Source organism: Jeotgalicoccus sp. WY2 (genome assembly GCF_018437745.1).
Lineage (GTDB): Bacteria > Bacillota > Bacilli > Staphylococcales > Salinicoccaceae > Jeotgalicoccus > Jeotgalicoccus psychrophilus.
This window is the reverse complement of record NZ_CP049818.1, coordinates 2,130,422-2,149,496: the sequence shown is the minus strand read 5'-3', so window position 1 is coordinate 2,149,496 and position 19,075 is coordinate 2,130,422. Positions and strand designations below refer to the sequence as shown.

Sequence of the window (19,075 nt, the reverse complement as noted above, 5' to 3'; positions counted from 1 at the left end):
GGGGGGTAGAAATCTATGCTTAAAGACTTAATCTCTCAAATCACTATATTTAACACGCTGACTGATGAGGAACAGCAGGAAATTGCTAAAATTACTCATATCAGACATTTCCATAAATCCAATCATTTTTTATCAGCACGATCAAATGGAATATTTCTTTTTTATATCGATGGCAACATAAAAGTATACCGATACAGCGCTGATGGACGTGAACAGATTGTCAATTTTTTCGGCGCCGGGGAAATGGTTCCCCATCATGCAATCTTCCGTGATGATCCTTATCCCGCCAATGCTGTGTCGATGAATGAAATCAGAGTACTCATGATTGGAAAAGCAGATTTCGAAACACTGCTGAAAAACCATAGTGATATAATGATAAAAATGTTTAAATATTTAGGTTCGATGATTGTCGACCTGCAAAACCGTCTATATGATAAAATTCTCCACCCTGCCGATGAACAGCTGCTGAAATCTATTTTAAGACTCGCCGTCAGTTACGGTAAGGATATAGACGAGGACAATTCACTTATTACACTTCGTGTAACCAAACAGGATATCGGCAGCATGATCGGTTTATCAAGGGAAACAGTCAGCCGTAATATTTCACTGTTTAAAAAGCTGGGTTTAATGTATGAAAATAAAGAGGGCTATATTCTCAATACAGTAAAAATTAATAATTATATTACTTTAAAATAACTACCCGCTATCCTGTTCAAAATACTGCCGCTGATCGGTAAACAGCATCAGCAATACGTAAATCAGTATACTTACTGCCAGAAACATAAAACCGTAACCTACAGTTTTCTGATCTGTCATTAAATAGTTGTTGCACAGCGTACTTTCCGAAAAGACATACAAATAGCTTAAAGCTGAAAAGATAACACCAAGTATGAGAAAGAATGAAACCTGTGCCGCTTCACGCAGTTTCGGCCAGCTGTCCCTGAGAGGTACTCCGGCCAGAAACGGCAGCGATATAAACTTGAACAGTTCCACTGACCATATTTCCAATGATCATCCATCGTTCTCGGCAGCATCCAGTAAAAGAGAATAATTAAAAGCAGCAGCAGCCCCGGATACCCCGTTTTGTTAAACTTTGCAAACAGCCCGGGGATTTTCTTCTGTATAAAAGGAGACATGAGAAGTCCTGAAACGAACAGCAGCATCATCTGCATGTGCATGTGCATCGCCATAATAGATTCCATGAGATGACGGACAGGCGGCAGTGCGAGAAACAGAAGGAGTGCCAGACCATAGTAAAATTGTCTCATTACTTTTCCTCCTGTTCTTCAAGATGTTCCGTCAAAATTTCCGCTGCGATATCCGGCTCTTTAAAATTAAGGACTTCTGTTAATTGCCCTTCAGGATTTAAAATATAAAATGACGTATTATGCTGATAATCAGTATCACCTTCAGGTATTACTGTAACTCCGTAAGTATCAAGCAGTATTTCAAGGTCATTATCATCAAGTACTCTTAGCATTTTCCACGATGCGGGATCTGCGTTGAAATATTCAGCATAACGGTCCAGTACTTCAACTGTATCTCGCTCCATATCAAATGACACGCTTAAAATATCAGGTCTTCTTCGAAGTATTTATCGTCTCTTCTCGTATACGTACTTCATATTCGTCGTCATTTCAGGGCAAGCCGCAGCACATGACGTATAGATGAATGTCATTAATACATGCTTTCCTTCAAAATCTTTAAAGTTAAATGACTCCCCTGTCTGATCGACCACTTCAATGTCCGGAAACTTAGGCGGCTGTGTTTGCAAATCCTGGATTCGCTGCTGTTCCATTGTAAATGCAGTAAACCCGTTTGTCGTAAAAAACAGGAGGATGATACCGAATATGACTATACCGATACTTGCAGCAATGTCTTTTTTCACAGTACCCATCCTCCTTTAAAATTTCCGTATTACCATGTTCTGATTGGCGGTGAACCCGGCGGTGCATTTTCGATAATATCAATAATCGGCACGACATATCCCATAGATATAATAACGATTGCAAGCACGACCCACAGTCCCCAGTTTTCCGTCCATTTTGGTGTATGGTGCAGACCTTCATCAGAAGCTGCCATAAATTCCGTATAACCTTTTGGTGCAAAGAACATTAAGTTAAACACTATATAAACCATCAGTAAAGACCGATAAAGCAGCGTTCCGCCTGCACCGACAAACAGCAGGTACGGATCCCAGCCGAGGGCTGTTGCACTATCACCGTATGTTGTATACTCCGTTCTGCGCGGTGACCCCATCAGTCCAACTGCTGACATTGAGATTGTCATGAACAACATTCCTACTGTCCAGAACATCGTCTGCCATATACCTAGATTATGAATTTTCGAAGTCATAATACGTCCCGACAGATGCGGAATAAGCCAGTACATCAATCCGAAGAATGTCAGGACTACGGCCACTCCAACAGTGACGTGGAAATGACCGACAACCCACATCGTGTTGTGAACAACTTGATTCAGCTGATTATTGGTCTGCGCAATTCCCCCTGCTCCCCCGAAGATAAATGAAATCATCGCAAGCATTATCGTAATGAAGCGAACGTCTTTCCACGGCAGTTTAAAGAACCAGCCGAAAAGACCTTTGCCGCCTTTATTACGTCCTGCACGCTCAAGCGTTGCAAACAGTGCAAATGCTGTCATCAGTGAAGGGAACCCGATAGCGAGACTCATAAATAAGTGCATAAACTTAAGGCCTTCAGTGAATCCCGGGTCCACAATCTGGTGGTGGAATCCTCCGGGCACGTTCAGAAATACAATAAGAATCACAACGAGTCTTGCGAGGCTATCGCTGAATATTTTACCGCCGATTACTTTTGGCAGCACGATGTACCAGGCAGATACAGCAACCAGATACCAGACGTTAACGAGTGTATGTCCAAAGCTCCAGAACAACGTTCTTGTAAGCAGGACGTTTATCGTCTCAGTCCAGCCGAAAGCCCATGGAATCAACATTAATACTTCCCACGTCACGCCAAGTGAACCAAATGTCACGAGCACGTATACCCCGACTGCAAAGAATGCGAACAGCGGAAGATGTTTGCCTTTGTTCCGTTTCTTCCATGTGAATGCGCTGATAAATACACCTGCTGCGGACAGCCAGATACTCAGTACTACGAAAACGAGGCCGATGTAGAACCACGGGCTGGCAGCCATCGGTGCGTAAAATGTATACAGTACCGTTGCTTCGCCTGCAAGTACCATTACTGTAACTAGCAGTGCACCTGCAACAAAACTCGAAAAGCTGAGCCAGCCGAGCACTCTCACGGTTTTAGATAATCCGCCAAGCACATAATCTACAGCTGAATACAGATAGCCGTTCATAAATAATGTAGTAAAACCTAAAATTAAAAAGATACCATGTGCAGTCAGCAGTTCGTAATAATTCAGCCCGCCGACAATTTCAAGCACTCCCGCTCTGTTCAATCCTTGAATTAATCCGAACAATCCGCCAAGCAAAAGCAGGATGAACGCGGCCGCAAAGTTAGTTAGTGCCAGAGAACTTACCTGTACTTTTCTTATGCTTTCCATGCCATCACTCCTCCACCGTTATTGTGGCGGACATCATGTTATGTCCGGTACCGCAATATTCATTACAAATCATAATGAATTCTTCTGAATCATGAAATGTCTGTGTAATTTTTTGTATGTGACCGGGCATGACCATCGTATTTAAATTTGTGTGCGGCACGTTAACACCATGAACCACATCTTTCGATGTCATAATAAATGTAACTTCTGCACCTTTTGGCACTGTAATTTCATTCGGTACAAACTGGAAGGCTTCCAGCGTCATAACCACTTCATACTCATTGTCTCCGACTTCATATACTCCCGGATTATCAAAAGGTGCTGTCGTTTCCACCTGTGCAGGATCTATCGTTTCTTTATGACTCGGCGGTCCCATACCGAGAGCAAATGCCTGATAACCTGTAATACCCATAGCAATAATAATTACTGCTACCGATAAAATTAGCCAGATTTCTTCAAATTTGTGCATTTTCATTTCCTGATCCCCCTCTTTTTAAAAACGCATAATAAATAATATGAGCAATACGAGTGTCCATAACACTATAGCTCCTCCGACGAATACAATCGTTGCAAACAGTGTGCCCTTCAGCGATTCTTTGTCATCGGTGATGAGCTCATTTTTTTGTTCGTTTTCCTTACTCATAGACGTCCCTCCCTGATTATTTCCTTACTTCAATTATTATAAATAAAAAAACCATCTGTGACATATATCACAGATGGTTTTATAATTTATAATATTCAGTTAAAAATGCGCATAAAAAAAGTAGCACATCTTCTATAATGTGCTACTCAAACAAAGGGGATGGGAGAAATTTTTCACTGTTAACAAAGGGGTATGTTTCAGTGATAAAATTTTCATGAGTTAAATATAGCATGGTAATAAGCCTCAAGCAACACTTTGAACAGTTTTTCACATTATTGTCATAATGTAAACGAATTCACATACTTATTTTTCTAAATCAGTGAGTAATTCTTCAAATTTTGTCAATTGTGCTTCAAAAACTTCCAGTGCATTTTCAATCGGTTCGCTCGTTGTCATATCGATACCGGCATTTTTTAATATTTCAATCGGGTAATTTGATGAGCCTTTTTTCAGGAACTCATTAATATAACGCTGTGCTGTCTGTTCTCCTTCTTCCAGTACTTGTTTTGACAGACTCGCTGCAGCAGCATAACCTGTAGCATATTGATAAACGTAATAATTCATATAGAAATGTGGAATTCTTGCCCACTCTACTTCAATCGCTTCGTCGTAATTAACCGCTTCACCGAAGTACTTCTTATTAAGTTTCCCGTATACTTCGCTCAGCTTCCCGGCAGTCAGCGGTTCGCCAGATTCTTTCATTACATGAATTGCATGTTCAAATTCCGCAAACATCGTCTGGCGGAAAACAGTGCCTCTGAATCCTTCAAGCTGTTCATTCAGTAAATAGAGCTGCTGTTTTTTATCGTCAAGTTTCTTAAACATATAATCTGCAAGGAGTGCCTCATTAAAAGTACTAGCAACTTCTGCGACAAATATAGAATAACCGCTCGTATTTGCAGGCTGGTTCTGACGTGAGTAATAACTGTGCACAGAATGTCCAAACTCGTGTGCCAGTGTGAACAGATTATTTACATTGTCCTGCCAGTTCATCAGGATAAAAGGATTTGTGCCGTATGTCCCCGATGAATACGCACCTGTACGTTTCCCTTTGTTCTCATAGACGTCTACCCAGCGACTCTCAAGTCCTTCTTTAACGATGTTCACATACTCCTCACCAAGCGGCTGAAGTGCATTAACGAGCCATTCTTTTGCGTTATCGTATGTCATATCGAAATCTGTGTCCTCGACTAACGGCACGTACATATCGTACATTTTCAGTTCGTCAACATTCAAGAACTTCTTGCGCAGTTCAGTATAGCGGTGCAGCAGGTGCATATTGTCGTTAACTGTATTAACTAAGTTGTCATACACCGATTCAGGAATATGGTTATTTGATAATGCCTGGTGACGGCTTGAATCATAGCCTCTGACATCCGCACTGAATGCATGTGTACTCACGACCCCTGCAAGCGTCTGACTGAGTGTGTTTTTAAATTTATTGTATTCACCATATAAATTATTATAAGCAGATTCACGCAGAGTTCTGTCTGATGATTTCAGCATTTCTACGTAGTTGCCCTGAGTCAATTCATGCTCTTTGCCGTCCTTGTCCACTGCAGGCTTAAAGTCGACATCCGCGTTGTTGAACATACCGTAAACCTGCGTCGGCGTGTGCATTACTTCTCCAGCCTGTGCAAGAATATGTTCTTCTTTATCGCTTAAAATGTGCGGACGCTGTTTGTTCAGTTTTTCCAGGTCAAATTTAAATTCGCTGAGACGTTCGTGGTCAGCGTATTCTTTTAATGTCTCTTCCGGAATTGCCATAATTGCCGGTACGAGGAAGCTCCACGCTGTTGAATATTTAACAGCAAGTGATCTTGCACGGCTTTCAAGTGCGCTGTAAGTATCATTTGAAGTATCCTGATCGTGTTTTAAGTGAGCGTAAACAAAAAGCTGCCCAAGTTCTGTATCAAGTGATCTTTCCAGTTCAAGCGCATCCGCGAGTTTTTCTGCAGAATCAAAACCGTCTTTGAATTGGTTATTATCGGCAATCTTATTTTCAAGCGCTTTGTACGCCGCATCGAAATCTTCATCAGATTTAAAAATTGTCGTTAAGTCCCATGTATTTTCCAGCTGTTGTTCTTCTCTAGTAATTAATTTCCCCATAAATAAAAACCTCCGTTTATTAGTAACACAATTTTCTCAATAATTTATTCTTAATTCAAGCAATATCTTTCGAAAACCGAAAAACTTTTAAATAAAAAGTTAATAATGACTGAACAAGCGTTTTTTTATTAGGAATATCTGAGATAGCTCTTAATTTTATAAAGTGAAAAAACTTTTCACGATCAAAAATACCCATCGATAAATGGTAATAAATATATAATTTCCATTCGATTGGAGAGTTTATAATATATCTTTCTTCAAAACTGGTAATATAAAGAAATGCAGGCAGCGTATCCGGTGTCAGACCCAGCTGATACATATAGGTTAAAGTCGGATTAAGTACTGATTTCTGAGCCTTTTCCCGCTGGATTATCTTCTTCACAGTCCCTCTCGTAAGTGTATAGGTTTCGTCCCACACATCACTTTTGACATATGTGAGTATTTCATGCAGCTCGATATTTTCTTTTTTAAACGTAAAGCGGTTGAGACCAGCTGTATGACCGATATGCCATGCGCTAACGTTCAGTGTGTCCGTATTTACCGTATAGACAATATCATTCGTCATTGTCGACAGCTGAAAATGATTTAAATAGACGTGAAGACCTTCCGTTTTGATTTCCTTTTCATCAAGCAGCCACATCACACGCATACCGAGCTTATAATACCCCGCTGTACGCGACAGAATTAATTCCGGACTGATTCTCGATAACTGAATTTCAAGAGCAAGACGCTGCTCTATAAGCAGGTCCGGTATCTGCTCGATACTTTCAAGGTAATATTCCATTGCTGTGACGTAGAATCGGTTCAGCTCCAAATATAAATCATGTTTCAATTTTAAATGCAGCAATGACTCTCTTTTGTATAAATACCTGCTGCACTGCAAAATATGATGGTGTGAAAAGTGCGGAACCTTCACGCTTCCAGCTTTCAGGACGACCGGTGTGTCGCAGACAGGACAATAATACCTTCCGTTTTTCACTGCATTATGTGCTAAAATCTGTGTACCCTGTTCATCATTTGCAATATACATAAAAAAACCTCCTTTACCTATATATAGGGAAAAAGGAGGTTTTATTTTTTTTTCGTACAAGTTAATTAATTTTCTTGAAAATATCTTCTTACCTGGGCACGAACGTTATTACTCATTATAATTTTTCCATATTCATCCAGTAAGGCACTGGCAATCGAAGTCGGCTCACTGTATTCCAGCAGCTTTGATTCAATACCTTCCATACTGTCAAAATGCGTTCTGTAGTCAAAGAAGACCTGATAATAATATTTACCATCAAGTACATAAAGTAAATCTTCATACAATGTTTCATCTACTTCAACTTCATGAGTATATTTTATTAGATTTTCAAAGTCATTAAAGTAAACCATCAGCGGCTCATTAATGACTGGAAAATCAAAATTATTAGTGTTGTCAGTTTTACGTTCATCGATGGTTTTATCGATAAATGACTCGATTTCCCGGTTTTCAATATTCATGGCATAAGGCTCCATGCCATACGGATCATGTTCATTCTGGGACTTAGACACAACGACTTCTATACCTTTGTCGAACGCGTGCACTTGAATCCATAATGGACCATCCATAGCAAAATCATCAGTTTGCTCGTTGTTTACTTCGTCCATAATCGTCCAGAAAAATTCTTCGCCGCGCTGACGGTTCATCCATAAATCTTCTTTATTAAAGCCTCGGCTTTCTATATCGCTGTATGTTAAAAAGAATTTAATGGTCGAGTCGTTCACTCTTTCAATTCTCATCCTGCTCACTCCCTTACCATCATTTCTGCTTATTATACTAAGGATTACAATATAATACCAAATTTTAGATTTGTCTTATTATTATATGTTAAAACGCCCGCAGATAGCAAATCATCTGCAGGCGTACTGAACTTCATACATATATCAAATTAATCATCGTACTTATATTAAATTATAGTTCTGCTAGGCGTTTAGCTTCGATTAGATGCAATGTTCTAATACTGCGTGGCAAAAAGCGTCTGATCTCATCTTCGTTGTAGCCCACTTGTAAACGTTTTTCATCCATAATAATTGGACGTCTCAATAATCCAGGGTTCTCCATAATTAAAGTATACAGCTCATTCATAGGAAGGCTTTCAATATCAACATTTAATTTTTGGAAAGTTTTAGAGCGAGTCGAGATAATTTCTTCAGTCCCGTACTCTGTCATTCTTAAAATAGATTTAACTTCGTCTAAAGTTAACGGTTCAGAAAATACATTGCGTTCCGTATAAGGAATATCGTTTTCCTGCAACCATGCTTTTGCCTTACGACATGACGTACAACTTGGAGAAGTAAATAGTACTACCATGTAACTCACACTCCAATTTTTTATTTCTAACAAGAGTCTATACCCGTTTAAAGCAACCTTTAAACATCTCACCAGTATGTAACTCTGCCTCTTGTTGACAATTCTTATTATAGGCAACAAACATTAAAATAAAATGAGAATATTGTAATAATCTTAAAAATTATTAATTAATCTGACATTAAATATTACTGTCTTCAACTTAGTTACCTTATACTTATAATAACATCAAAATTGGTCAAAGTATATAGTAATAACGTATGAATACTGTATAATCACCATTTAATTTGACATATATTTATGTTAAATTCTCCACGTGATTGCACAACTGCTAAAAGAGTATTAATATTAAGATACTAACTAAAACTATGTAGGTGACATTAATGAAAACATTATTCTCAGGCGTACAGCCAAGCGGTATTCCGACTATCGGAAACTACATTGGTGCCTATAAACAATTCGTCGAATTGCAGGACGAATACGATTCATATTTCTGTATCGTTGATCAGCATGCAATAACTGTTCAGCAGGACCGTTTAAAACTCCGTGAAAACTCACGCGCACTTGCGGCAATTTATCTTGCTAGTGGACTTAATCCGGACAAGATCTCATTATTTATACAAAGTGAAGTCTCAGCACATGCTAAAGCTGCATGGATGCTGCAGTGTACTTCTTATATCGGCGAACTGGAACGCATGACACAGTTTAAAGATAAAGCACGGAAGCAAAACCAGCGAGATGGAATCTCTGTCGGACTGCTGACGTATCCTGCTTTAATGGCGGGCGATATTTTACTCTATAACTCTGACGTTGTACCCGTCGGTGATGATCAGACCCAGCATATTGAATTTACCCGCAATATTGCCGAACGCTTCAACTCTAGATACAACAACATCTTTACACTGCCTGAAATTAAACTTCCTGCAGTCGGCGGACGTATTATGAGTCTGAATGAGCCTACTAAGAAGATGAGTAAAAGTGATGACAATCAAAAGTCATTTATTACTTTACTCGATGATCCGAATCAGGCAGCGAAAAAAATCCGTTCTGCAGTGACTGACTCAGATACGGAAATTAAATTCGATAAAGAAAACAAACCGGGAATTTCAAATCTCCTTACTATTTACAGTTCATTAACTGATAAAACAATCGATGAACTGGTTCAGGAATATAAAGACTCAAGTTACGGGGACTTTAAGAAAGACCTCGGCGAAGTCGTCAAAGAATTCCTGGTCGGTTTCCAGGAAAAATATAATTACTATCTGAACGGCGATGAGCTTGATGATATTCTTGATGCAGGCCGCGACAAAGCAGCACGAAAAGCAGATAAAATGATTGAAAAAATGGAACGCGCGATGGGACTTGGCAGAAAGCAGAGAAAATAATAAGTAATCCTGACAGAACTTTGATTCTGTCAGGATTTTTTGTGGGTAAGCGGTGTCTCATTGCGGAGCAAACGGCTTTACTCGGGAATGACACAGCTTCATTGCGGAGCAAACGGCTTTACTCGGGAATGACAGGGTCTCATTGCGGAGCAAACACCAAACATCCGCACAAACCAAAAAAAGCACGCTCCACCCGAGGCAGAACGTGCTTCAAAATATATTTTTAGTCTTCGTATTTTTTAAATACTAACGATGCATTGTGCCCGCCGAAACCTAAGCTGTTTGATACAGCATATTTAAGGTCAGCCTTTTCCACACCGTTCGGCACGTAGTTAAGATCACATTCCGGTGCCTGATTTGTTAAGTTGATTGTCGGGTGAATTTTCCCTTCACGCAGACTGTAGGCAGTAATGATTGCTTCCATACCGCCTGCACCGCCGAGCATGTGGCCCGTCATTGATTTAGTCGAGTTCACAAAAAGATTATCCGCGTGTTCTTTAAAGACCGTACGGATTGCCATTGTCTCAAATTCATCATTGTACGGCGTGCTCGTACCATGTGCGTTAATGTACTGCACTTCTTCAGGTTCAATCCCTGCATCTTTCAATGCTTCTTTCATTGCGCGTGCGCCGCCTTCACCGTTTGGTGCCGGTGCTGTAATGTGGTGTGCGTCACCTGTTGAGCCGTAACCGACAATTTCAGCGTAAATCTGTGCACCGCGTGCTTTCGCGTGTTCAAGTTCTTCTATTACAACGATACCTGCGCCTTCAGCGATAACGAATCCGTCTCTGTCTGCAGAGAATGGACGCGATGCGTATTCAGGGTCGTTTGAATTTGATAATGCTCTGTTCGCCTGGAATCCTGCGACACCCATATTAGTAATTGGTGCTTCAGTACCGCCCGTTATCATCGCATCCGCCTGACCGCGTTCGATAATTTTAAATGCATCACCGATAGAATTCGTACCGGTTGCACATGCTGTTACCGTTGCGCCGTTTGGTCCCTTCGCACCTTCACGAATAGATACCTGGCCGCTCGCCATATCCGGGATCATCATCGGAACGAAGAACGGACTGACTCGTCTTGGGCCTTTAGTCGTCAGCGCGATAAAGCCTTCTTCCAGCGACTGAATTCCGCCGATACCGGAACCGATCCACACGCCAATTCTGTCGGCGTTGCTGTCGTTTATTTCAAGCCCTGAATCTTTTACCGCTTCTTCTGCCGCAATAACAGCAAACTGCGTGAACTTGTCCATTTTACGTGCTTCTTTTCTCTCGATAAAATCTTCAACATTTAAGTTTTTTACTTCTCCGCCGATATGAACATTAAACTGTTCCGTATCGATGTTTGTAATTTCTGCTATACCATTTTTACCCGCTAATGCATTCTGCCACGTTTCCTTTGCTGTATTACCAATCGGTGTCAATGCCCCTGCACCGGTAATTACAACTCTCCTTTTAGACATTAAGAGTCCTCCTTCTTAGTACCCCATGTTAAACAAACTGCGCCCCATGTTAAACCGCCGCCAAACCCGACTAAGACAATATTGTCTCCCGGTTTGATACGGTTTCTTTTTACTTCATAATCCATGCTGAGAGGAATCGATGCTGCCGAGGTATTTCCGTATTTATCTACAGTTACACTCATTTTATCATAAGGCAGACCCATACGTTCTCTTGCCGCATTCATTATTCTAATATTTGCCTGGTGTGGAATCAACATATCGATATCTTCTTTAGCAATACCTGCTTTTTCTGATACAGTAACGCTGGATTCACCCATCTGTCTCACTGCAAATTTAAAGACTTCACGTCCATTCATACGAATATATCCTTTTTCTTTATCTCCGTATAAATATTTTCCGCCCGCACCCTTGCTGCCGAGTTCGAATGATTTGATGCCAAATCCTTCTTCAACTTCGCCAACAACAACTGCACCGGCACCATCACCGAATAACACAGCCGTAGAACGGTCTTCAAAGTCAGTGATGTCCGTTAATTTATCAGCACCGACAACCAGAATATTTTTATAATTGCCGGATTTCACGAACATTTCCGCTGTCGATAACCCATATATAAAACCTGTACAGGCAGCCAGCTGATCCATAGAAGGAATATTGTTCAAGCCAAGTTTCTCCTGAATCATATTCGCAACTGACGGAAACTTCTGGTCTCCTGTAGAAGTAGCTACAATAACAAAGTCAATATCTTCTTTTGCAACGCCTGAATCTTTTATCGCTGCATCAGCAGCATAAAAAGCCATTTCGCTCGTTTCCATATCTACAGCGAAACGTCGTTCTTCTATACCTGTCATTTCTCTAATCCATTCATCAGAAGTATCAAGAATTTTTTCAAAATCAAAATTCGTAAATACTTTTTCTGGTGTATATGAACCAATGCCGAGAATCCCTACATTTTTCATGCTTCTCACACCTTATAGTCTCATTATATTACTAGGTACTAATTTATCATAATTTACAGGATTGTTCAATTAAAAGCAAACCTAAAATTTTAAATAAACAGAAAAGAAACCGGAGACTTTTATCTCCGGTTTCTTCCTATTAGTACTTATTATTCTGCGTCTTCAACACCAACGCGGTACCATAACAGATCTTCGTTCCACTCGTAATCTTCAGAGTAGTTGATTACTCTTTCGTTTACTGGTGTAACAAATGCACGGTAAAGAGTTGGAATTACAGGGATATCTTCAACCATAAGTTCTGACCACTGGTTATAAATATCTTTTCTGTAATCAGTATCAAGTGCTTCTTGTGAGTTACCTGCTGTTAATAATTCAGTACTTTCTTCTGTTTCATAACGAGTGTAGTTAAATGGTGCTTCCGGACCGTAAAGACCTGAAGGGTCTACGTCAGATCCTACACCCCATGCACCCTGATAGATATCAATTTCAGGATCGTCATTTTCAACCATGTCGTAGAATGAGTTAAACTCGATAAGACGACCGTTAGTTAATTCAACATTTAAGCCGATATCTCTCCAAGACTGAATGTAATAGTTTGCTAATGGTTCAGCAATGTCCCCGCCTGACATAGATGCGAAGTTAATGCTTAATGGTTCGCCTTCAGGGTCTTCTCTCATGCCGTCGCCGTCTACGTCTTCGTAGCCAGCTGCGTCAAGAATGCTGTTTGCTTCTTCCGGATCGTATGCAGGAACTTCTACCTCTTCATGCCAGTTAGCATGGTAAGGCGTAATTAATGAAGTTGCTTTCCAGCGAAGACCGTTGTAGAAACGTTCACCAATTGCGTCGTTGTCAATTGCATGCCACATCGCGCGGCGTAATTCTACGTCACCCATCTTCATTTCTTCAGGGTGTAATTACTTACCTTCCTCAGCATCCCATGAGCCGAGTTTGAATCCGATATAAGTGTATGCTCCGTCGATATTAGCTAACCATTCCACGCCTTCCATATCCGCAACATCCGGATACTGGTCAGACGGGAAACTCTTAGCGATATCAATGTCGCCTGATTCAACTGCACTTGCAATTGAAGATGGTGCGATTACACGTACTGTAACTTCTGAAAGTCCAGGTTCGCCGCGCCAGTAGTCTTCGAATTTAGACATTGAGATTGATTCACCTGGAACGATTGAATCAACTTTGTATGGCCCGATACCGATTGGGTTTTCGCGTGTTTCAGGTGCTGCAGCCATTTCTGAAACTTCCATTCCCTCATATTGATGAGTCGGGAATGCGTATGACCAGAACCCGCCTGCTGTTAATGATGGAGCAAGTTCTGTATAAGTAAATACAGCTGTCTGTTCATCGACGATTTCGATACCTGAAATAGAATCAGCATCGCCGCTTCTATATTCTTCGTAACCTTCGATTAATGTAAAGCCGTCTGTAGAACCACGTACACCGTCGTAATCAGGGTGTCCGATGATTTCATATGAAGAAACGTAATTCTGGATAGTTAATGGCTGACCATCATGCCACATAACACCATCTTGTACAGTGAACGTTACAGTGTTATCATCTTGGTTCATTTCATACTGTACAGCACCTTCGTTCGTGTACTGGAAATCCGCATCCATTGAAAGAACAGCTTCATCAAAGTATGCCATCATGTCTGCATCTGGAGCCCCTTGGTAAAATGCCCAGTTAAGTGTACCTTCAAATGGAGTATCTGATGAATAACCAATGTTTAAACTTCCTTCACCTGATGGTTCTCCTGTTTTAGATACCGTTTTTTCGAAGTCCTCATAGTTGTAAACTTCCCCAGTAGCAGAATCCCCTTCTTCACCAGATTCCTCTGATGACTCTTCATCTCCAGATTCTTCTGTTGAAGCATCATCTGTAGATGTATTCTTCTGAAGAATCTCCCCCGCATGCTGCCAGCGCTAAAACAAGTGCCAGCGTCATAAGGAAGCAAAATCTCGACCAAGAAATTTTAGTCATTTTATTTCCTCCTTTGTTTTTCACTGCTTGATATATACAAAGTTCAGAGTTCCGAACTTTAGTATCAAAATTCAATTTCTTCCATAATATGTTTGTAAAGTTTTCTTAATATTCATATTAGCATAGTTATGCATTTTTACAATAAATTTTTAGAAGATTGTGTTATTTAATTATGCATTGCGCTGACGGGCATCTCCGGCACGTCTGAACGCTTCTCCGATGTTTCTTACACACAGCATTAAGATTAAAATAAGTATTGCAGCAGGGGCCCAAATCCACCATCTGTTCTGCAGTGTCTGTGTCTGAATCGCATACGCCATCAGTGTACCTAGTGACGGTGTACTTTCAGGGAAACCAAAACCGATAAATGACAGTCCCGATTCAATCCCGATATTCGCTGCTAATGACAATGTGGCGTTAACAATAATCAGACCAACCATATTTGGCATCAACTGCTTGAAAATTATTTTAATGTTCGAGCTTCCAAGCGTTCTTGATGCATTGATATAGTCGAGCTCTTTTTCCTGCATTGCCACTGAACGTATCAGTCTGGCAGTACCTGTCCACAGGAAGGCTGCCATAATTAATGAGAACGTCCAGATATCATATGAAGGAACGATTGTTACAAATACAACTACGATCATCAGGAAAGGGCAGTACCATGAAGAAGTCAACGACACGCATCATGGCGTTATCAATATGTCCTCCAAAGTAACCTGAGACAACACCGTAAACGATACCAAAACCGACACTTAAAGCCGTTACAATGAAACCGATAGCAAGCGAGTTTCTCGTTCCGATAATAAGCTGTCCGAAGATATCCCGGCCGCCGTAATCCGTGCCGAGTCTGAAGTCATCATTTGGCGGCTGGTTAATTGCGAATAAATCTACTTTGACGATTGCCGCCTGATTCAGAAACATCGTTAAACCGAATACATAAGATGTAATAATCACTAATATAATAAGAGAGAACAATGCGAGTTTATCGCTGATTAATTCCTCAAATATAATTTTCCAGCCGGGCTTCGAGCGCGGGAGGTTTTTCATGTCGAGTGCACCATGCCCCACTGCACCGTGCGGCAAATCTGCTTAACGCTCATATCGAGCTCTTTACTTTCACTGCTGTCTTTATCACGCAGTGAAAATGCATCCCCCTTTTCAGCGGGGTGTGTTCTCTGTTTTCCGACTCTTCATTGAACTTATACGTGTCTCTTGATTATCTTTTAATCTGTTTTTGTCTTCTCTTTCGTTGCCAAATATACCACCATCCTTACTTAATGGATACGCGGATCCACTATTTAAAATAATACTGACAATAATGTACCGATGATCGCGAGCATTCCGTACATAAGTATAAGTACGTAGCTACTGAGAAAATCACGGATTGATATTGATTCAAGGAACAATCGTCCCATGCCCGGATAGCCGTAGATTGTTTCGATAAACAGCGATCCGCCCAATAATGCAGTGATTTCATAACCGAAGAATGCAGCAATCGGTAAAATTGAGTTTCTGAAAATGTGTCTTGTATACACTTTGCCTTCTGTTACCCCTTTAGCACGTGCTAAAGTGATGAAGTCTTTTTGTTTAGTTTCAATAATACCGCTCCGCAAGTACTGCACTGTACCGACCAGCCCGATTAGAGCTATTGCGAAACTCGGCAGTATAAGGTGCTGAATCTTACTGACTACATATTCAAATGTACCCGGTGTAATACCTGCCCCGACTGAACCGCCTGTAGGGAACCAGCCCAGCGTGTAGCCAAATACCAGCAGTAAAACTAAACCGAAAATAAATGTTGGTGTTGCAAACCCTAAGTATGTGTTACCAGTAATCAGACTGTCGAGAGGTGAGTCGTTCCATCTTCCTGAAACAAGGCCTAATGGAATACCGATTAAGTATATTAATACTGCTGAGAATAACGACAGCCATATTGTGTTCAGCATTCTGTCACCGATAACATCAAGCACCGGCTGCTGTTTAAAGAATGAAGTACCGAAGTCCCCCTGAAGCATTGCAAATATCCAGTCTCTGTACTGTATGTACCACGGATTGTTTAAGCCCATCTGCTCACGCAGACGTTCAATCTGTTCGATTGGCACTGTCGGGTCAATCAGACCGCTTAAAGCATCTCCCGGCATTAAAGAACCGAGGAAAAATACTAAAATACTTAATAAAATAATTTGCGGAAACGATATAATCAACCGTCTTATAGTAAATTTTAACATTCAGCCATTCACCCCTTCTGAGGCAGTGCTGCTTTATGTGTCGCCGAAATGTCTATCAGCGGCAATGCTCTGCCATCTTCATCTAAATATTCATGGAAATGCTGATCGTATTCTTCTTTCACCGATTGGCGAATATGCAGATTTTCATCAATTTTATCTACATTTGTATCTGGAATCGCAGCGATTAAACGCTTCGTATACAGATGCTGAGGATTGTTGAAAATGTCCTCCGCTGTCCCTTCTTCAACGAGACGTCCCTGATACATAATGCCGATATGCTGGCACATGTGCCGTACAACGCCTAGGTCATGCGCGATAAACAGCATCGTTAAATCCAATTCTTCCTGAATATCCTGCATAAAGTTAAGGACCTGTGCCTGTACTGACACATCTAGTGCTGAAACCGGTTCATCTGCAATAATCAGCTTTGGATTCAGAGCAATTGCACGCGCTACACCGATTCTCTGTCTTTGTCCGCCTGAGAATTCATGCGGATACTTGTACAGTGAGCCCGGCGGCAAACCGACTTTCTGCAGCAGACCGAGCACTTCAGCAATCAGTTCATCTTTTGTACGTTTGTGATAATTTCTAATCGGCTCGCTGACGATATCAAATACACGCTTACGTACATTTAATGAAGAGTATGGATCCTGGAAAATCATTTGAATTTCCTTACTGTTTTCAACAGATTTCCCGCTGCCGCTAATCGGCTTGCCGTTAAAAAGGATCTCTCCTTCCGTGATATGATTCAAACCGATAACTGCCTTGCCTGTCGTTGTCTTACCTGAACCAGATTCTCCAACAAGTCCGTACGAAGTACCCTGAGGTATCGTCAGCGACACACCGTCAACTGCTTTAACATGGTCCTTAACAGTGTTGAAAAAACCGCCTTTTATCGGGTAATACACTTTTAAATTGTTTATTTCAAGAAGGTTAGTCATTCTTTCACCTCTTCTGCCGCATCAATTTCCATCTGCTGCTGTTCTACGTGAAGTCCGATATCCTTATCAGTTTTTAAATAGAAGTCTTTATAGCAAGTACAGCGGACAAAATGTCCCGGACTGATTTCCCGAAGCTCCGGATTATGTTCATGTGATTCATTCGGAATCCACGGAATGCGCGGTGCAAACCGGCATGAATCTCTGTCCATTTTATTCAGTGACGGTACAACGCCTTCAATAACGTGAAGTTTGCTGCCCATTTGAGCTTCGTTCGGCAGTGAGTTTAACAGAGAACGTGTATACGGATGTTTCGGATCTTTAAATAATTCTCTCACCGGTGCAATTTCTACAATCTGTCCGGCATACATTACAGCTACCCGGTCCGCCATTTCCGCTACGACACCAAGATCATGTGTAATGAGCAGTACGCCTGAGTTTAAGTCTTCCTGCAATTCTCTGATTAAATCGAGAATCTGTGCCTGAATCGTTACGTCCAGTGCTGTCGTTGGTTCATCTGCAATCAGGAGACGCGGTCTGTTCGCAATCGCAATTGCAATAACAACACGCTGCCTCATACCGCCTGACAGTTCGTGCGGGAATGCTTCTCCGACACGTTCCGGATTCGGTATTCCTACTCTCGACAGTAATTCAATTGCATAGCTTTCTCTTTCACTTTTAGCTTTCGTCTTATGTATTTTCAAAGTTTCTATTATCTGAAGCTTTATTTTCATTAACGGGTTCAGCGCTGTCATAGGATCCTGGAAGATCATAGCCATTTCGCCGCCGCGTATATTGTTCATCCTTTTTTCATTGAACTGCAGCAGATTTTTCCCATTAAAATCTACCTGACCTTCAATGCGTGCATTTCTGTGAAGTTTCATTAATGAAAATGCCGTCGCACTTTTTCCTGATCCTGACTCTCCTACAAGTGCCACCACTTCATTCGGCTTAATATCCAGTGATACGCCGTCAACGGCAGGATAATAAGTACCGTCGATTTTAAAGGATGTCGTTAAATTTTTAATGCTGAGTAGTTCTTCTCCCACTTAAATCACCTTAACTTTCCCTTTGTCAAAACTTTCTCTTTTCTTTTCAAATTATGTAAATTCTTATGTTTGTTTTTCTATTGTATAGAGACACTGTCAAAAAGGCAATATGAATTATCTAAAAATTACAAACTTTCTGTATGAAATTTATTAATATACACTAATGCATAATCACTTGCATCCTTATTCTATGAGACCGCTTTCAATATTGCAAGCGTTTTCATGATTTTTTTTTTTCATACTGTACTTTATATACTTTTTCATGTAAAATGAGTGTATAAAATACGTTAAATCGGAGGCTTCTCACTAATGAGATATCTCGTTACATTTTTATGGGCATTCATGCTCACACAGATGGTTAACTTCATACTTAACAGTCTTGCTGGCGGCGGTCCTTTAAACTTCTGGATCGGGGTGTAG

The 19,075-nt window shown here is 40.8% G+C and carries 16 protein-coding genes and 3 pseudogenes; 3 read left to right on the top strand and 16 right to left on the bottom strand.

Annotation, left to right across the window (positions count from 1 at the left end; genetic code table 11):
• Nucleotides 1–15: 15 nt before the first annotated feature.
• Nucleotides 16–696 carry a Crp/Fnr family transcriptional regulator gene (locus G4D76_RS12455; RefSeq protein WP_213810048.1) on the top strand — a complete coding sequence of 227 codons (681 nt, stop codon included), beginning with the start codon at nt 16–18 and terminating at the stop codon, nt 694–696.
• Here the strand turns inward: G4D76_RS12455 and G4D76_RS17170 are convergent, their stop codons facing one another.
• The 9 genes and pseudogenes from G4D76_RS17170 to spxA form a co-directional block, all read right to left on the bottom strand.
• The gene (locus tag G4D76_RS17170; protein WP_371814491.1) at nt 697–1,008 is read right to left on the bottom strand and encodes a hypothetical protein; all 312 of its coding nucleotides are present in this window, start codon (nt 1,006–1,008) and stop codon (nt 697–699) included.
• Between the two features lie 259 nt (nt 1,009–1,267).
• A pseudogene (locus G4D76_RS15470) lies at nt 1,268–1,798 on the bottom strand (SCO family protein).
• Nucleotides 1,799–1,917: 119 nt separating this feature from the next.
• Nucleotides 1,918–3,549, bottom strand: coding sequence for a cbb3-type cytochrome c oxidase subunit I (locus G4D76_RS12435; RefSeq protein WP_213810045.1), 1,632 nt, complete (start codon nt 3,547–3,549; stop codon nt 1,918–1,920).
• 4 nt (nt 3,550–3,553) lie between these two features.
• A complete protein-coding gene (locus tag G4D76_RS12430; RefSeq protein ID WP_026860022.1) occupies nt 3,554–4,024 on the bottom strand; it encodes a cytochrome c oxidase subunit II in 471 nt (156 codons plus the stop codon).
• An 18-nt stretch (nt 4,025–4,042) separates the two neighbouring features.
• Nucleotides 4,043–4,192 (bottom strand): hypothetical protein, encoded by a 150-nt coding sequence (locus tag G4D76_RS12425; RefSeq protein ID WP_156897234.1) that lies wholly within the window; start codon nt 4,190–4,192, stop codon nt 4,043–4,045.
• 303 nt (nt 4,193–4,495) lie between these two features.
• Nucleotides 4,496–6,301 (bottom strand): oligoendopeptidase F, encoded by a 1,806-nt coding sequence (gene pepF / locus G4D76_RS12420; RefSeq protein WP_213810044.1) that lies wholly within the window; start codon nt 6,299–6,301, stop codon nt 4,496–4,498.
• A 55-nt stretch (nt 6,302–6,356) separates the two neighbouring features.
• The gene (locus G4D76_RS12415) at nt 6,357–7,331 is read right to left on the bottom strand and encodes a competence protein CoiA (protein WP_213810043.1); all 975 of its coding nucleotides are present in this window, start codon (nt 7,329–7,331) and stop codon (nt 6,357–6,359) included.
• A 65-nt stretch (nt 7,332–7,396) separates the two neighbouring features.
• Complete coding sequence (gene mecA / locus G4D76_RS12410) at nt 7,397–8,068, bottom strand: adaptor protein MecA (RefSeq protein WP_213810042.1); 672 nt, start codon at nt 8,066–8,068, stop codon at nt 7,397–7,399.
• 172 nt (nt 8,069–8,240) lie between these two features.
• On the bottom strand, nt 8,241–8,639 hold the full coding sequence (gene spxA / locus G4D76_RS12405; protein WP_026860018.1) for a transcriptional regulator SpxA: 399 nt from the start codon (nt 8,637–8,639) through the stop codon (nt 8,241–8,243).
• Nucleotides 8,640–9,019: 380 nt separating this feature from the next.
• On the opposite strand from spxA, the gene trpS reads away from it, so the two are divergent.
• The gene (trpS, locus tag G4D76_RS12400; RefSeq protein WP_213810041.1) at nt 9,020–10,021 is read left to right on the top strand and encodes a tryptophan--tRNA ligase; all 1,002 of its coding nucleotides are present in this window, start codon (nt 9,020–9,022) and stop codon (nt 10,019–10,021) included.
• Between the two features lie 223 nt (nt 10,022–10,244).
• Here the strand turns inward: trpS and fabF are convergent, their stop codons facing one another.
• From fabF to G4D76_RS12365, 7 genes and pseudogenes are all read right to left on the bottom strand, one after another.
• Complete coding sequence (gene fabF, locus G4D76_RS12395) at nt 10,245–11,486, bottom strand: beta-ketoacyl-ACP synthase II (RefSeq protein WP_213810040.1); 1,242 nt, start codon at nt 11,484–11,486, stop codon at nt 10,245–10,247.
• Nucleotides 11,486–12,442 carry a beta-ketoacyl-ACP synthase III gene (locus tag G4D76_RS12390; RefSeq protein ID WP_026860015.1) on the bottom strand — a complete coding sequence of 319 codons (957 nt, stop codon included), beginning with the start codon at nt 12,440–12,442 and terminating at the stop codon, nt 11,486–11,488. The genes fabF and G4D76_RS12390 overlap by 1 nt, the downstream gene beginning before the upstream one ends.
• Before the next feature lie 149 nt (nt 12,443–12,591).
• Nucleotides 12,592–14,028, bottom strand: a pseudogene (locus G4D76_RS12385) (oligopeptide ABC transporter substrate-binding protein).
• Between the two features lie 582 nt (nt 14,029–14,610).
• Nucleotides 14,611–15,487: pseudogene (locus G4D76_RS12380) on the bottom strand (ABC transporter permease).
• Nucleotides 15,488–15,738: 251 nt separating this feature from the next.
• Nucleotides 15,739–16,668: an ABC transporter permease gene (locus tag G4D76_RS12375; RefSeq protein ID WP_213810039.1), complete on the bottom strand. Its 930-nt coding sequence runs from the start codon at nt 16,666–16,668 to the stop codon at nt 15,739–15,741.
• An 8-nt stretch (nt 16,669–16,676) separates the two neighbouring features.
• Nucleotides 16,677–17,609, bottom strand: a complete 933-nt coding sequence (locus tag G4D76_RS12370; protein ID WP_213810038.1) for an ATP-binding cassette domain-containing protein — start codon at nt 17,607–17,609, stop codon at nt 16,677–16,679.
• Complete coding sequence (locus tag G4D76_RS12365; protein ID WP_213810037.1) at nt 17,606–18,655, bottom strand: ABC transporter ATP-binding protein; 1,050 nt, start codon at nt 18,653–18,655, stop codon at nt 17,606–17,608. The genes G4D76_RS12370 and G4D76_RS12365 overlap by 4 nt, the downstream gene beginning before the upstream one ends.
• A 309-nt stretch (nt 18,656–18,964) precedes the next feature.
• Here G4D76_RS12365 and G4D76_RS17165 point away from each other — a divergent pair, with 309 nt between their 5' ends.
• Nucleotides 18,965–19,075: a DUF2929 family protein gene (locus G4D76_RS17165; protein WP_371814490.1), complete on the top strand. Its 111-nt coding sequence runs from the start codon at nt 18,965–18,967 to the stop codon at nt 19,073–19,075.

Excerpts from the sequence above, each read along its gene's own strand:
- G4D76_RS12455 (WP_213810048.1), top strand. The coding sequence starts at position 16 with ATGCTTAAAGACTTAATCTCTCAAATCACTATATTTAACACGCTGACT.
- G4D76_RS12435 (WP_213810045.1), bottom strand. The coding sequence starts at position 3,549 with ATGGAAAGCATAAGAAAAGTACAGGTAAGTTCTCTGGCACTAACTAAC.
- G4D76_RS12430 (WP_026860022.1), bottom strand. The coding sequence starts at position 4,024 with ATGAAAATGCACAAATTTGAAGAAATCTGGCTAATTTTATCGGTAGCA.
- G4D76_RS12425 (WP_156897234.1), bottom strand. The coding sequence starts at position 4,192 with ATGAGTAAGGAAAACGAACAAAAAAATGAGCTCATCACCGATGACAAA.
- pepF (WP_213810044.1), bottom strand. The coding sequence starts at position 6,301 with ATGGGGAAATTAATTACTAGAGAAGAACAACAGCTGGAAAATACATGG.
- G4D76_RS12415 (WP_213810043.1), bottom strand. The coding sequence starts at position 7,331 with ATGTATATTGCAAATGATGAACAGGGTACACAGATTTTAGCACATAAT.
- mecA (WP_213810042.1), bottom strand. The coding sequence starts at position 8,068 with ATGAGAATTGAAAGAGTGAACGACTCGACCATTAAATTCTTTTTAACA.
- spxA (WP_026860018.1), bottom strand. The coding sequence starts at position 8,639 with ATGGTAGTACTATTTACTTCTCCAAGTTGTACGTCATGTCGTAAGGCA.
- trpS (WP_213810041.1), top strand. The coding sequence starts at position 9,020 with ATGAAAACATTATTCTCAGGCGTACAGCCAAGCGGTATTCCGACTATC.
- fabF (WP_213810040.1), bottom strand. The coding sequence starts at position 11,486 with ATGTCTAAAAGGAGAGTTGTAATTACCGGTGCAGGGGCATTGACACCG.
- G4D76_RS12390 (WP_026860015.1), bottom strand. The coding sequence starts at position 12,442 with ATGAAAAATGTAGGGATTCTCGGCATTGGTTCATATACACCAGAAAAA.
- G4D76_RS12375 (WP_213810039.1), bottom strand. The coding sequence starts at position 16,668 with ATGTTAAAATTTACTATAAGACGGTTGATTATATCGTTTCCGCAAATT.
- G4D76_RS12370 (WP_213810038.1), bottom strand. The coding sequence starts at position 17,609 with ATGACTAACCTTCTTGAAATAAACAATTTAAAAGTGTATTACCCGATA.
- G4D76_RS17165 (WP_371814490.1), top strand. The coding sequence starts at position 18,965 with ATGAGATATCTCGTTACATTTTTATGGGCATTCATGCTCACACAGATG.